Source organism: Marinobacter sp. SS21 (assembly GCF_028369065.1).
Lineage (GTDB): Bacteria > Pseudomonadota > Gammaproteobacteria > Pseudomonadales > Oleiphilaceae > Marinobacter.
Genome location: NZ_JAQNDA010000003.1, coordinates 330,289 through 344,509, shown reverse-complemented (window position 1 = coordinate 344,509; position 14,221 = coordinate 330,289). Strand labels below are relative to the sequence as shown.

Annotated in this window: 11 protein-coding genes; 8 read left to right on the top strand and 3 right to left on the bottom strand. The window is 59.8% G+C overall.

The window, feature by feature from the left end; genetic code table 11:
• Positions 1-51: 51 nt before the first annotated feature.
• Positions 52-1,194: a class I SAM-dependent methyltransferase gene (locus N6L25_RS06055; RefSeq protein ID WP_271978859.1), complete on the top strand. Its 1,143-nt coding sequence runs from the start codon at positions 52-54 to the stop codon at positions 1,192-1,194.
• On the opposite strand, the gene N6L25_RS06050 is transcribed toward N6L25_RS06055, so the two are convergent.
• Positions 1,173-1,787 (bottom strand): riboflavin synthase subunit alpha, encoded by a 615-nt coding sequence (locus N6L25_RS06050; RefSeq protein WP_271978858.1) that lies wholly within the window; start codon positions 1,785-1,787, stop codon positions 1,173-1,175. The two genes, N6L25_RS06055 and N6L25_RS06050, sit on opposite strands and share 22 nt — an antisense overlap.
• 222 nt (positions 1,788-2,009) lie before the next feature.
• Between N6L25_RS06050 and N6L25_RS06045 the strand changes: the two genes are divergently transcribed.
• The 5 genes from N6L25_RS06045 to N6L25_RS06025 all read left to right on the top strand — a co-directional run bounded on the left by N6L25_RS06045 (position 2,010) and on the right by N6L25_RS06025 (position 6,350).
• On the top strand, positions 2,010-2,915 hold the full coding sequence (locus N6L25_RS06045) for a hypothetical protein (protein ID WP_271978857.1): 906 nt from the start codon (positions 2,010-2,012) through the stop codon (positions 2,913-2,915).
• Positions 2,916-2,974: 59 nt separating this feature from the next.
• Positions 2,975-3,646, top strand: coding sequence for a TetR/AcrR family transcriptional regulator (locus N6L25_RS06040; RefSeq protein WP_271978856.1), 672 nt, complete (start codon positions 2,975-2,977; stop codon positions 3,644-3,646).
• A gap of 168 nt (positions 3,647-3,814) precedes the next feature.
• Positions 3,815-4,309, top strand: a complete 495-nt coding sequence (locus tag N6L25_RS06035) for a L,D-transpeptidase family protein (RefSeq protein ID WP_442915210.1) — start codon at positions 3,815-3,817, stop codon at positions 4,307-4,309.
• Positions 4,310-4,407: 98 nt separating this feature from the next.
• Positions 4,408-5,580, top strand: coding sequence for a mechanosensitive ion channel family protein (locus N6L25_RS06030; RefSeq protein ID WP_271978855.1), 1,173 nt, complete (start codon positions 4,408-4,410; stop codon positions 5,578-5,580).
• Complete coding sequence (locus N6L25_RS06025) at positions 5,577-6,350, top strand: S-methyl-5'-thioinosine phosphorylase (protein ID WP_271978854.1); 774 nt, start codon at positions 5,577-5,579, stop codon at positions 6,348-6,350. The genes N6L25_RS06030 and N6L25_RS06025 overlap by 4 nt, the downstream gene beginning before the upstream one ends.
• 97 nt (positions 6,351-6,447) lie before the next feature.
• Here the strand turns inward: N6L25_RS06025 and N6L25_RS06020 are convergent, their stop codons facing one another.
• Both N6L25_RS06020 and mfd read right to left on the bottom strand, forming a co-directional pair.
• On the bottom strand, positions 6,448-7,191 hold the full coding sequence (locus N6L25_RS06020) for a CsiV family protein (protein WP_271978853.1): 744 nt from the start codon (positions 7,189-7,191) through the stop codon (positions 6,448-6,450).
• 16 nt (positions 7,192-7,207) lie between these two features.
• The gene (mfd, locus tag N6L25_RS06015) at positions 7,208-10,747 is read right to left on the bottom strand and encodes a transcription-repair coupling factor (protein WP_271978852.1); all 3,540 of its coding nucleotides are present in this window, start codon (positions 10,745-10,747) and stop codon (positions 7,208-7,210) included.
• Positions 10,748-11,038: 291 nt separating this feature from the next.
• On the opposite strand from mfd, the gene N6L25_RS06010 reads away from it, so the two are divergent.
• Entirely contained in the window at positions 11,039-12,511 is a 1,473-nt protein-coding gene (locus N6L25_RS06010) for a glyceraldehyde-3-phosphate dehydrogenase (protein WP_271978851.1), read from the top strand.
• A gap of 359 nt (positions 12,512-12,870) precedes the next feature.
• A complete protein-coding gene (locus N6L25_RS06005; protein ID WP_271978850.1) occupies positions 12,871-14,220 on the top strand; it encodes a Na(+)-translocating NADH-quinone reductase subunit A in 1,350 nt (449 codons plus the stop codon).
• Position 14,221: the final 1 nt, after the last annotated feature.

The window sequence follows — 14,221 nt, the reverse complement described above, 5'->3', positions numbered from 1 at the left end:
AATCAGCCTAGAATGGCGTCAGATTCAAAACCACGAGTATGGGTGCCACCTATGAGCCTCGATAGACTCCATCTGAACCACGTCGATCTGGCCCTGAGCCGGCCGGGCGCGCGCGGTCGTGGCCTGCAAGCCTGGGATGCTGCCGACGAGCTGCTGATTGAGGCGGCCAGGGCGCGGCTGCAACCCGGCCAGCGGGTGGCCATAGTGGATGACAGTTTCGGAGCGCTGAGTCTGGCACTGGCCGACCACCAGCCCGCGATCATTGCCGACAGTGCGGTTCTTGATGGCGCCTTGGCACACAATGCAGGACGTAATGGGATCGCCGCAGGGCCGGTTAGCAGTTGGCAAGGGTTGTCGGCCGGCCCGTTCGATTTGCTGGTGCTGCGCATTCCCCGGCAGTTGGAGTATCTGGAGTATCTGTTGCGCTGGGCCAACGATGTTCTGGCGCCAGGAGGGGTGCTGCTCGCCGGGGGCATGATCAAGCACCTGCCGAACAGCAGTGTGGAGGTGTTTGCCCGGCTGGTTACCACCGAGGAGGTATTGCCGGCCCGCAAGAAGGCCAGGGTGGTTGTCTGTCGGGCCGGCTCGGACGGGCTGGCTCACTGGCCCGCGCTCTGGCGGGGCTATACACTGGCCCCCGAAGGTTTGCCGCTGCAGGCGTTACCGGCGGTGTTTGCCCGGGATCGGCTGGATATCGGCGCCAGCGTTCTGCTGCCTTGGGTGCGTGAGCAAGTGGCGGGCCTTGCAACCGGAGCCAGAGTGCTGGACCTGGCCTGTGGCAATGGCGTTCAGGGTATTGCCGCGATGGCGCAACGGCCGGATCTGGACGTGAGTTTCGCGGATGTATCCAGTCAGGCGGTGCTCAGTTGCCAGCGCAACGTCGCCACCCATTTTGGCGAACACCGAGCCCATTTCTACCATGGGGATGGCATCGTTAAGGACGCCGGCGACTTCGACCTGATCCTGCTCAATCCGCCTTTCCATGAGGCTGGCGTGGTGGGTGACCACATCGCGCTGAGGCTGTTTCGGCAGGCCGCTGAGCAGTTGCGCCCCGGTGGCCGGCTACTGGTGGTCGGTAACCGGCACCTGGGCTATCACAAAACTTTGCGCCGCGATTTCAGCCAGGTTCGTCAGCTCGATGCCAATCCCAAGTTTGTGGTGTTTGAGGCATGTCATGAGCCGGGGCGGTCGTAGCCCAGCCGGGCCAGGGTATCGACAATGGTTTGAGTCTGGCTGTCGATCTCGATATTGACCCGATCACCGATCTGGATGTCGGAGAACGTCGTGGCCCGCAGTGTTTCCGGAATCAGGTGAACGTTAAACCGGTTGCTGGTCACTTCGCCCACGGTCAGGCTGGCGCCATTGATGGCGATGAAGCCTTTCGGGAAGACATAGCGTAGCCACTCGTCGTCGAGTTCAAACTGCAGGATGCAATTATTCTCGGGGCGCTCGATGGCCTGGCAATGCGCGGTGGTATGGATGTGGCCGGAAAGCAGGTGGCCGCCAATCTCGTCGCCGATGCGTGCCGCCCGCTCGAAGTTGACCTCGTCGCCGGGCTTGAGCTCGCCCAGGGTGGTCAATCGCAAGGTTTCCTGCATGGCGTCGAACGTCAGGCAATCCCCCTGCTGACTGGTAACGGTGAGGCAGGTGCCATTAATGGCGACGGAGGCGCCAATCGTCACGTTGTCCAAATGAGCCCGGGGGAAACGGATGCCGAAGGTTTGGAGACCCGGTTGGGTATCGATGTGAGCTATGGTCGCAATACCCTGAACGATGCCTGTAAACATGCCTTTCCTCTTTCATGCGTGCGCTGGGAGCGAGCCAAGCATAACGGCCGCCGTCACCGGTGCCAACCCTGCATGTTGCGACCGACTCAAGTTTGCGGCTGCGCCGCCGATACCCGAATAACTGGTGCGTCCGGGTTGGGTGGATTCAACGGCTGGCGGCACGCCCTTCGGGAGCCCCGCACCGGCAGTCGACGAACTTGTGTTAAGGGACATTAGACAGTTATGGCTGAGACAACCGGCAGAGAACAGGCAGAGGTAGCCGAGGGGGCGCCCAAGCTCCACCCTGGGCGGCCTGCGGACCCAGTGGCGGGCACCGAGCCCACGCTGGTCAAGCCGGGTGCGGATACGCTTAGCGCTATGTCTCCGGGTGCCAGCGAAGCCGTCGCGGCAGAGTCGGGCACGCAACCGTCGGGGTCGCAGCAATCGGCACAGCAAGATCCGCCCAGCGAAGGCGGAGAGGTCGAGCTCGGGCCATCAACACGGCCCCAGCAGGCGGGTCAGCGACAGAAGAAATTGCGGCTGTTGCTTCGTCAGTGCGATCGGGTGTTGTTGCTGGACTTCAATCTCCTCGCCATGCCGGATTGGCCCGACAACTATACCGTTGCAGCAGCCCGCCGGCGTCGAGACATCTGGCTGTTTTGTGTGGTCCTGGCCGGCCTGGTATTCCTCAGCGGTCTCACCGGCCTGGTCCCCGCCTGGCTGGCGGGCAGCGGGTTTGGCGCCTTCGTCATTATCTTATTGTCGGGAGTGCCGTTTATTCGGCGCCTTTACTCCAGTCTGCCTTCATACTGGGAGCTGGTGTTATTGCGACAGCGGTTGGTACGAGATGCCCGCCGCCACATCGCTCATCTTGAAGGGCATGCCGGATTGCTCTGGCAGTGTGCGCAAATGGTCGAATTCAATCCCGCGCTGAGGGCGTTAAGATTCCGTCGGCTGATCGATCTCTCCGAGAAGCGATGGTTGCCTCGCCACCTGACGCGGCGGGAGCATATCCGGCTCTACCTTATTTACATGCTGGAGTCTGAGAAAGCGTACAATCGGTTGCAGAAAGCCTTTTTCGAAGGCAACCAACAGGCAATCGACGAGGGCTGGGAAACGGTTGCCGCAGAGCCCGAGCCGAGACCTTGACAAGCGCTGGACTCAAACGTATGTTTCAAACAGACGTTTGTTTTGAACTTGGGATTCACATGGCGCAGTCTGATACGGTTGATCGCATCCTCGATGCGGCAGAGGAACTTTTCGCTGAACGGGGGTTTTCCGAAACGTCCCTCAGGATGATCACTAGCAAGGCGGGAGTCAACCTGGCGGCGGTGAATTATCATTTTGGTTCCAAGAATGCGCTGATACAAGCGGTGTTTGCCCGTTTCCTGACTCCCTTCTGCCAAACCCTGGAGACGGCCTTCGATGACCTGGAAGCCAGTTGTCGGGATACCCCGCCCAGTCTTGACCAATCCCTCTGGGCGTTGACTGAAAGTGCTGTGCGTATGCCGCAACGCAATGAGAAGGGCATTTCCATTTTTATGCGCCTGCTGGGGCTGGCCTATACCCAATCCCAGGGGCACTTGCGGAAATTTCTCGAACAAGAGTACAGCGAGGCCTTTGGCCGCTTCATGGCGCTGCTGAAGGGCGCCACGCCGCAGCTGTCGGCGGTCGACCGTTACTGGCGCATCCAGTTCATGCTGGGCGCCACCGCGTTCACCATGTCCAGCAGCGATGCCCTGCGGGACATTCTGCAAAACAAACTCGGTGTCGAAACCACGGTGCAGGAGATCGCCGCCCGTCTGGTGCCCTTCCTTGCCGCCGGGTTACAGGCCGATGCGGCGGTACCAACGCTCATTTCAAAACCTTCAGTTGCCTGATTCCCTGGCTGTCAGTTACGCTCCCGGGTGTCCCGTCGGGTTAATTCGCTGACCTACTGCTTGGCTCAGAACCCTCTGGGACAAACCTTTCGGAAACTCAGTAGGTCAGCGAATTAACCAGATGGAACACTGGCATTTCCAGGAAAGATAACCCAGCGAGCAATTATCGTGGCAGCAGCTACCCTACCGCGCCTGGAGATAGATCTTGGCGCCCAGACCCTGACGCTGTTTGACGTTGCCGACAGGCCTGCAGCGGTCTATCCCATTTCAACCGCCCTTAACGGTGCCGGAGAACGGCAGGATTCCGGTTGCACGCCACGGGGTGAGCATTATGTGCGGGCCTGCATTGGTGCTGGTCAGCCGATAAATGCGGTTTTCTCAGCGCGTCGACCGACCGGTGAAGTCTATTCAGCGCAGTTAGCGGCGCGTTTTCCCGAGCGGGACTGGATCCTCACCCGGATTCTCTGGCTCTGTGGCCGGGAGTGGGGTCGGAATCGTGGTCCTGGGGTCGATAGTTTCAGACGCTTCATATACATTCACGGCACGCCGGATAGCGAGCCCATGGGGCTGCCGCGCTCCCATGGCTGTGTGCGCATGCGCAATGAAGACCTGGTGCAGCTGTTCGCACGGGTGACGCCCGGTACGCCGGTTTTGATTCAATAGCTGATTCAATAGTTGATCCAATAGCCGTCGACCGGTGCTTGCTTCGCCAGACCCAAAGTCTGGCTCGATTCAGCATACTCTGAAGGAAAAGTGATGTGATGGAAGAAGACGTTCCAGGATTGATGGTCAACTGGGTGGACAGCTGGCAGACGCTGTCTGAAACCTGGCGGGTGACCCTGGCGGTGTTTGCCATGGTCCTGTTCACGGCGGTGGTGGCCTATCTGGTTAGTAAGGTCATTCTATTCATGGAGCGGCGTTTTTCGGCCACCCGCAATCTGTGGGATGACGCCTTCCTGCACGCGGTTCGTAAGCCGGCGGTCGGGTTTGTCTGGCTGCAGGGCATATACTGGTCAGCGGAGTTGGCCTACCACTACTCCCAGGCTGAGATCTTCACAGCCAATGATGACCTGTTAAGCCTGGGCTTTATCTGGTTGCTGGTATGGACGCTGTTGGGATTGATCCGCCAGGGCGAAATCATGCTGGCGTCGCCCGAACGGGTGCAGCGGCCGATGGATTACACGACGCTGACCACCATCAGCAAGTTACTCCGGGCGGTGGTCATCATCACCGCCGCGCTGATCGTGATGCAGTCGCTGGGCTACAGCATCTCCGGTGTATTGGCATTCGGCGGCGTTGGCGGTATCGCCATTGGCTTTGCCGCAAAGGATCTGCTCGCCAATTTTTTTGGCGGTTTCATCATTCAGCTGGATCGCCCCTTCAAAGTGGGTGACTGGATTCGCTCCCCGGACCGCAACATCGAAGGTACCGTCGAGCAGATTGGTTGGCGGTTGACCACCATTCGTACCTTCGACAAGCGTCCGCTCTATGTGCCAAATGCCGCTTTCACCACCATCGCGGTGGAGAACCCCTCCCGCATGAATAATCGCCGGATATCGGAGACCGTGGGCATCCGGTACGCCGACGTGAGCCAGATGGCGCCGATCGTATCGGAGATCCGTTCCATGCTGGAATCTCACGACGAGATTGATACCAGTCAGACCTTGATCGTAAACTTCCTCGCCTTCAATGCGTCGTCGCTGGATATCATGATCTATACCTTTACCAAGACCACGGAGTGGGTGAAATTCCACGCCATCAAGCAGGATGTGTTGCTGAAAATCAGTCAGATCATCGAGAGCCACGGCGCTGAAGTCGCCTTCCCGACGCGCACTTTGCATCTGCCGGACACTCTCCGTTTGGCCGCCGCTGACGACCTGATGACAGCGGGCGCAGCCGCCGCCCACCAGGCCGAAGGAGGCCACGTATCATGACCGTATCGAGTTCCGCCAGTCCGTGCCGTGTCGGCATCATCGGGGGCACTGGCCTGACCCAATTAAGCGGCTTGTCCATCTCCGGTGAGCGGGAAGTGGACACGCCCTGGGGCGAACCCTCGGCGCCTTTGGTGTTTGGCACGCTCGACGGCCAGGGTGTGGTGTTTCTGGCTCGCCATGGCGACCCACACCGGATACCGCCGCATCAGGTGAATTACCGCGCCAATCTGTGGGCACTCCGGGAAGCGGGCGTGGAAACCGTGGTCGGCGTTAATGCGGTAGGCGGCATTCATTCGGAAATGGGGCCCGCCCGAGTGGTGGTACCCGACCAGTTGATCGACTACACCTGGGGCCGTCCCAGCACCTATTTCGAGGGTGAGCTGGAGTCTACCACCCACATCGACTTCACCCATCCCTATACCCCGAAGGCGCGGGAGATTCTGATTGAAAAAGCCCGGGCGGCCGGTCTCGGCTGTTCGGATTTCGGCGTGTACGCCGCCACCCAGGGTCCGCGACTGGAAACCGCTGCCGAGATCCGGCGGCTGGAACGGGACGGCTGTGATCTGGTGGGTATGACGGGTATGCCGGAAGCGGTCCTGGCGATGGAGTTGAAGATGAACTACGTCTGCCTCGCCCTGGTGGTGAACTGGGCTGCGGGCAAGACCGATCACATCATCACCATGGAAGAGATTGACGCGGCGATCGATCAGGGCATGTCTGGGGTCAAACGGATTCTGGCGGATTCGGTGGCCGAGCTGGGGAGCCTCTGAACAACTTCGGATCATCTCTGGCGTTCAGGGTATCTAGAGACGATTTGGTGCTGTTCAGGGGCTCGCCAGGCCGGCTCGACACCGAGTTGGCGGGCGGCTAGCTCTCGATTTTCCGGAAAAAGACCAGTACGCCAATGGTGGGGGAGTCCAGGAAGTGGATTTCCTCACTGCGCATGCGCCGGGTTTCCCGTATCCAGGTCAGCAGTTCCGCTTTGGGTGTCGCCAAGGCCGCGCCTTGGATCTCACCGCCCTGGGCCATGGCTGCGACCGAGTCGTCCGCAGGAGCGCTGGCGTCGATGCTGGGCGTCGCTGCCGCCACCGGCTCAGGCGCTGGTCGCCAGTGATTCAGGGCCACGTTGACGTGCAGGAAGCGTTGACGGTCGATGGTAATGGTGCCCTCAATTTCCCGGTGACCGGCTTCCGCGAGCCAGTCACCGAGTGCGACTTGCAGGGGCTCGCCCTCGTAGTCGGGGGGGAATGCCTGATACCAGCCCGCAGTCAGCAGCACCCGATAGCGGCCGCTGTTGACCAGTCGGTTGGCCGCGCTACCCAAGCGCATTTCATTGGGCGCCACCAGGTTCAGTGTGGTGTGTGCATTGCCGGCGTAATCCTTGACCAGCAGCTTGCCGGGCAAATCCGGCGTCATCTCCACCGCTCGGCCTGCCATGCGTTCGGTCACCTGAACCGGATCGACAACTCTTTCCAGCAGGACGATTTCGGCTCGGTAGGCGTTATCGGCCTGAACCTGCTGGCTCTCCTGGGCGAGTGCCTGTGACGCCAGTAGCAGGGCAGCTGCAACCGTCAGTAGGGGGCGGACAAGCGGGTGAACGATCAGTCGCACTGGGGGGTCTCCATCATTAATGGTGTTTAGCCTGGGCGACGGTATTTGGCGCCAGCTGGTTGAGCATCTCCGAAACGCCAGAGAGTTTACCATCGGTTGTACCGTCCTTCAGCCTGAACGCAAAGCAACTGGCACCCTCGAGGCGGAATTGATCGGGCGACTGTTGCACTTTTTTAACCAGGACCAGGGGGTCCACCGGCGTGCTAGCGCCAAACTCCAGGCGCACCCATTCCTTGCCGGCGTCGATTTTGACGATCCCCAGCGCGTCTGCCTGCAAGCGGAGTTCCGTTTGTCGCACCAGGTTCTTGGCAGGGTCCGGCAGCAATCCAAAGCGGTCAATCATTTCTACCTGAAGGTCTTTTAATGCTTCTTTGTTGGTCACACTGGCGATTCGCTTATACAGCAGTAGCCGGTTGTGTACATCGGGCAGGTAATCGTCCGGAATCAGGGCGGGAATTCGCAGATTGATGTCGGTGCCGTGACTCAGGGGCAATTCCGCGTTGGGGGTTCGGCCTTCCCGGATGGCTTTGACCGCTTCGTCCAGCAATTGCATGTAGAGGGTAAAGCCAATGCTTTCGATCTGACCGCTTTGCTCCTCCCCCAGCAGTTCGCCGGCGCCACGAATTTCCAGGTCATGGGTGGCGAGCATGAAGCCCGCGCCCAGGTCCTGGGCCTCGGAGATGGCCTCAAGACGTTTCCTGGCATCGCTGGTAATGGCCTTTGGCGGCGGTGTGAGCAGGTAGGCGTAGGCCTGGTGGTGGGATCGCCCCACGCGCCCCCGGAGCTGATGCAGCTGGGCCAGGCCAAATTTGTCGGCCCGTTCGATAATGATGGTGTTGGCGCTGGGGATGTCGATGCCGGTCTCGATGATGGTGGTGCACACCAGCACGTTAAATCGCTTGTGGTAGAAGTCGGACATCACCTGCTCCAGCTCCCGCTCCCGCATTTGACCATGGGCGATGCCAACACGGGCTTCGGGGATAAGCTGGCGCAGGTCTTCCGCCACTTTCTGGATGGTATTCACTTCATTATGCAGGAAATAGACCTGGCCACCCCGTAGGATTTCCCGAAGAATGGCTTCCTTCACCATGGCATCATCCCGCTGTCGGACAAAGGTTTTCACCGACAGGCGTCGGGCAGGGGGGGTGGCAATGATGGAAAGGTCCCGGAGATGACCCATGGCCATATTCAGGGTGCGTGGAATGGGGGTGGCGGTGAGGTTGAGCATGTCCACCTCGGCCCGCAGTGATTTCAGCTTCTCTTTTTGCTGCACCCCGAACCGGTGCTCCTCGTCAATAATGACCAGGCCCAGATTCTTGAAGCGGATGTCCCCCTGCAGCAGCTTGTGGGTGCCGATGACGATGTCGGCCGTTCCGGTCTCAACGTTGGTCATGGTCTTGCTGGTCTGGGTGCCGGTGCGAAAACGGCTCAGTAACTCCACGTTGACCGGGGTGTCCACGAAGCGATCACGAAACGATTCGTAATGCTGCTGGGCCAGTAGTGTGGTGGGCACGAGCACCGCGACCTGTTTGCCTGAGTGGGTGGCGATGAAGGCGGCGCGCATGGCGACTTCGGTCTTGCCGAAGCCGACATCACCGCAGACCAGGCGGTCCATCGGGCGTGGGTTGGTCATATCGCCAATCACCGCCTCGATGGCAGTCTGCTGATCGGCGGTCTCCTCGAAGGGAAAGCCGGCGGCAAAGGCGCGGTAGGCTTCGGCGGGGTGGTCGAAGGCGACCCCTTCACGGGCTTCGCGGCGGGCATAGACATCCAGCAGCTCCGCTGCGGTATCTCGGATTTTTTCCAGGGCCTTCTGTTTGGCCTGGCTCCAGCGTTCGGTGCCAAGCTTGTGCAGCGGTGCGTGCTCGGTGTCGGCGCCGCTGTAGCGGGAAATAAGGTGAAGGCTGGCGACCGGGACGTAGAGTTTGGAGCCTCCGGCGTACTCCAGCATGAGGAATTCGGTGGCATCGCCGTCGACGTGGATGGTTTCCAGGCCCAGATAACGACCCACGCCGTGATCGATGTGAACGACTGGTGCGCCGATCCTCAGTTCGGATAGGTCGCGATAGCCGGCGTCGTCGGCGTCGGTGGGTTTTTGTCGGCGTCGGCGCTGCAGGACCCGCTCTCCGAACAGCGCCGCCTCGGTAATCACCGCCAGTCCCCGCTTGGGGAGGATCAGGCCGTCTTCCATCGGCGCGACTGTTATCGCGAGGGCGTCGGTGCCGTCACGGAAGGCCTGCCAATCGCCCAACGTCATCGGCTGTAGGCCATATTCGTTGAGATTCTCGATCAGCGCTTCCCGCCGGCCCGAGGATTCCGCACAGATCAGGATCCTGCCACCAAATTCCGCGACGAACTGCTTGAGGCGGACGGCCGGGTCGCTGCTGCGGCCGTCCATGGCGACGTTGGGAAGTGCTTCGCAGGCGCAGCGTACGGTCTGGGTGCTGGCCTGTGTCGCCGGCTCGGCGATGGCGGTCACCCTGGGGTAGGCCTTGAGGGCGGCAAACAGCTCCTCGGTGCGCAGGAATAACTCTGCGGGAGGCAGAATCGGGCGCAACCGATCGTGCCGCCGGTCCTCATAGCGGGCGAGGGTGTCGTGCTGGAACTGCTCGACCGCCTCGTTGAGCCCATCGGCGGTAAACACCCGGGTCTTTGGTGGCAGGTAGTCGAAGAGGGTGGCGGTATGGTCAAAAAACAGCGGCAGGTAATACTCAATGCCCGGCGGGGTGATGCCCTGGGTTACGTCCTGATAGATGGGAGCGTCCTTGTCGCCGTAAGGGAACTGCTCGAACCAGCGATTGCGGAATCCGGATCGGGCCTGCTTGTGCCATGGAAACTCATTGGCGGGCAACAGTTCGATGCGTTCGATGCGGTCGATGGAGCGCTGCGTCTCTGGATCGAAGGTCCGCAGAGTCTCGACCTCATTGTCGAACAGGTCAATCCGATAGGGCAGGTTGGCGCCCATGGGGTAGATGTCGAGAATGGCGCCGCGAACGGCGTAGTCGCCATGCTCGTAGACGTTTTCCGCATGGCGGTAGCCTGCGGCCTCAAGGGCCAGCCGCCAGGCGTCGATATCCAGGGTCTGGCCGACCTCCAGCAGCAGGGTGTTGCCTTGCAGGTAATTGGCTGGGGCGAGCCGGTGCATCAGTGTGCGCGCCGGCACCACCAGAATGCCATGGTGAGTGGCTGGCAGGCGGTGCAGGGTGCGAATCCGCCGTGACGTTATGTCCTGGTGGGGCGAAAACTGGTCGTAGGGCAGGGTTTCCCAGTCCGGCAGGGCGAGCAGCTCAAGGCCGTCGTCGGCAATCGCCGCCAGCTCATCCTCGAAGCCGAGGCCGAGGAAAAAGCGGATGGCTTGTTCCAGCACCTGTGCTTCGTCGGTGGTGCGGGTGATCACCAGGGTAAGGCCCCGGTGTTCCCGGGCGCTTTCACAGATGGCCAGTGCACAGCGGCTGCCGGCAAGGCCTGTCCAAAGGCGGTGATCCGCCGCCTGGGTCGGAAACTCGGGGGCCACCAAACGGCCATCGCTAGATCGGGGGTGTGCGCCTTGTGTCATGGCTATCGGGGTGCTCCTGCCGGCCGGTTCTCAACATCCGAAGTGGCGAGCTATTCTACCGGCCGTGGCTGACGCTGTCATGGCCGAGCGCGGTTGCGACTAGTTGCGACTAGACTGGTTGCGACTACATGGTACGGAGCAGCGACTTCGGGTGTGACCGAAAAGTCCGAGAGCCCCCATAGGCGGGGCCATTTGCGCTGGGCGCCATTCCATTGGATAATATGCCCCCAATTTCCAGGAGCCTCTGAATAACTCCTGAAGCTCCCAAGTGCTAACTGCAGAGGTTTAAGCGTGAGTCACGAACAGATTAACCAGCACCTGTCTAACTGGACGGAAAGGGAATCCACCGCCGAGGCGATGATCCCCCTGATCGGTCGCCTGTACCGCAAGAACAATGTGGTCACTTCCGTATACGGTCGCGCCATCATCAACCAGTCAGTCATCGGTATCCTTCGTGCTCACCGGTACGTTCGCCAGGTCGAAGACAGTGAGCTGTCTGTTCACGACACCCTGCCCATCCTCGAAGCGCTGGATGGCCTGGAGCTGGGTTGTGCCCACATCGATATCGGCAAGCTGGCGGTCAAGTATCGCGCCGAAGGTGGTTCCGAGTCTGTGGAAGAGTTCCTGAAGCGTGAAATTGCCCCGGTGGTTGGTCAGTACAGCGCTCAGTCCCAGGAAAATGCCGAAAACGGCACCAAGGATGTGGTCCTGTACGGCTTTGGTCGTATCGGTCGTCTGCTGGCCCGCATCCTGATCGAGAAGGCCGGTGGCGGTAACAATCTGCGCCTGCGGGCCATCGTGGTGCGTCAGGGCGGTGCCGAAAACGATCTCGAGAAGCGTGCCAGTCTGCTGCGCCGTGACTCGGTCCATGGTCCTTTCAATGGCACCATCTCCATCGATGAAGAGAACTCCGCCATCGTCGCCAACGGCAACTTCGTCAAGGTGATCTACTCCGACGGCCCGGACAAGGTGGATTACACCGAGTACGGTATCGACAACGCCATCGTGATTGACAACACCGGTAAGTGGCGTGATGAGGAAGGCCTGGGTCTGCACCTGAAATCAAAAGGTGTTAGCCGGGTTATCCTGACGGCGCCGGGCAAGGGCGACATCAAGAACATTGTCTACGGCATCAATAACGACTGGATCACCGAAGACGACAAGATTCTGTCTGCGGCGTCTTGCACCACCAACGCCATCACGCCGGTGCTGAAGGCGATCTATGACGAATATGGCATTGAGGATGGTCATGTCGAGACCGTTCACTCCTACACCAACGACCAGAATCTGATCGACAACTATCACAAGGGTAGTCGTCGTGGTCGCAGTGCGCCGCTGAACATGGTGATCACTGAGACTGGTGCCGCCAAGGCCGTATCTAAGGCGCTGCCGGAGTTGAAGGGCAAGCTGACGGGTAACGCCATCCGGGTGCCGACACCGAACGTGTCCATGGCAATTCTCAATCTTAACCTCCAGAAGGAAGTGACGGTCGAGAGCGTTAACGAGTACCTGCGTGAAATGGCGTTGCATTCCGAGTTGCAAAAGCAAATCGACTTTGTTAACTCTCCGGAGGTGGTGTCCACAGACTTCGTGGGCTCTCGCCACGCTGGCGTTGTTGATGCTCAGGCGACCATTGCCGGTGGCAAGCGGCTGATCCTGTATGTATGGTATGACAACGAGTTTGGCTACAGCGCCCAGGTTGTTCGTGTCGTCAATCAGATGGCCGGCGTGACCTATCCGGTGTTCCCCAAGCGCGCACGCTAAAGGCTGGGTGGCCTGTACTGACAGGCTGACCTTTGCTCCAGGAAACCCTCGCTGACTCAGGTCATCGAGGGTTTTCTTTTTGGTGGCAGCTCCTTAAGCCGTTGGCGTTTTAGGTGCAAAGTCGGAGTAGTTCCGGTGGAAAAGCCGTCGCCGAGTCTCTATAATTGGCGCGATTTTGGGTACGTCTGACACAGAAATCTTTTCAGTTCCTGCTGGCGACGAAGTCTGGCATTTATATGCCACTGGTGCGTCCGCCGCTTTGGTTTTTCCGATTTGGCGCAAGCCGCGGGAGAAGCCTGAGCCGCAGGGGTCAGGCGTGGCAAATCCATCGAAAAGTTTCTGATGATTGGACGAGGCTAATGATCAAGATCAAGAAAGGCCTGGATCTTCCCATCAGTGGCGCTCCCGAACAGACCATTACCGATGGCAAGCCCGTACGCCACGTGGCATTGATCGGTTTTGACTATAACGGCATGAAGCCGACAATGGCTGTTAAAGAGGGAGACCGCGTCAAGCGCGGTACGCTGCTGTTTACGGATAAGAAGACCGAGGGCGTGCGTTATACGTCACCCGCCGCAGGTGTGGTGAAAGAAGTTAACCGGGGTGAACGCCGCGTATTCCAGTCGATTGTCATCGAAATAGAAGGTGATGAGGCTGAAAGCTTTGCTCGATACGGCGATGCCGATATCGCTGGGCTTGAGCGGCAACAGGTTGTCGACAATCTGGTGCAGTCGGGCCTGTGGACGGCTTTTCGTACTCGCCCCTACAGCAAAGTTCCCGAGCTCGACGCGACGCCGAACTCCATCTTCGTGTCCGTGATGGATACCAACCCCCTGGCAGCTGATCCCACCGTGATCATTGGCGAAAACGGTGCGGCCTTCGAGAAGGGCTTAAAGCTGCTGGCCAAGTTGACCAACGGCAAGGTCTTTGTGACCGGCAAGCCAGGCTCCAATGTGCCAGTGCCGCAGTCTGACAAGGTAGAAGTCCACCAGTTTGACGGGGTCCATCCTGCTGGCAATGTCGGTACCCATATCCACTTCCTCGATCCCGTCAGTGTTCACAAGTCCGTCTGGAGCATCGGCTACCAGGATGTGATTGATATTGGCGAACTGTTTGAGACTGGTGAGCTGCGGGTTGAGCGCGTGGTTGCCCTGGCGGGTCCGAAAGCCGCCAAGCCTCGCCTGATTCGCACCCGTGTCGGCGCCAGCCTGGTCGAACTGACCGAAGGCGAGCTGGTCACCGCAGAGGAAGAGGTGCGCCTGATCTCCGGCTCCGTGTTCGGCGGTCGTCGTGGCACTGGCCCCTGTGCTTACCTGGGACGTTTCGCCAATCAGGTCTCGCTGCTTGAAGAAGGTTACAAGCGCGAGTTCATGGGTTGGCTGTCGCCGGGTACCAACAAGTTCTCCACCTTAAACATCTACCTGTCCAAGCTGTTAGGTGGCAAGAAGTTCGACTTCACCACCACCACCAACGGCAGTGAGCGGGCGATGGTTCCTGTCGGCTCTTATGAAGAGGTGATGCCTCTGGACATCCTGCCGACCCAGCTGCTGCGCTCCATTATTGTCGGTGATACGGAGACAGCGCAGAAGCTTGGCGTTCTGGAACTGGACGAGGAAGATCTGGCTCTGTGTACCTTCGTGTGCCCGGGTAAATATGAATACGGTCCGATTCTCCGTGAGAACCTGACCCGAATCGAGATCGAGGGCTAAG

Excerpts from the sequence above, each read along its gene's own strand:
- N6L25_RS06055 (WP_271978859.1), top strand. The coding sequence starts at position 52 with ATGAGCCTCGATAGACTCCATCTGAACCACGTCGATCTGGCCCTGAGC.
- N6L25_RS06050 (WP_271978858.1), bottom strand. The coding sequence starts at position 1,787 with ATGTTTACAGGCATCGTTCAGGGTATTGCGACCATAGCTCACATCGAT.
- N6L25_RS06045 (WP_271978857.1), top strand. The coding sequence starts at position 2,010 with ATGGCTGAGACAACCGGCAGAGAACAGGCAGAGGTAGCCGAGGGGGCG.
- N6L25_RS06040 (WP_271978856.1), top strand. The coding sequence starts at position 2,975 with ATGGCGCAGTCTGATACGGTTGATCGCATCCTCGATGCGGCAGAGGAA.
- N6L25_RS06030 (WP_271978855.1), top strand. The coding sequence starts at position 4,408 with ATGGAAGAAGACGTTCCAGGATTGATGGTCAACTGGGTGGACAGCTGG.
- N6L25_RS06025 (WP_271978854.1), top strand. The coding sequence starts at position 5,577 with ATGACCGTATCGAGTTCCGCCAGTCCGTGCCGTGTCGGCATCATCGGG.
- mfd (WP_271978852.1), bottom strand. The coding sequence starts at position 10,747 with ATGACACAAGGCGCACACCCCCGATCTAGCGATGGCCGTTTGGTGGCC.
- N6L25_RS06005 (WP_271978850.1), top strand. The coding sequence starts at position 12,871 with ATGATCAAGATCAAGAAAGGCCTGGATCTTCCCATCAGTGGCGCTCCC.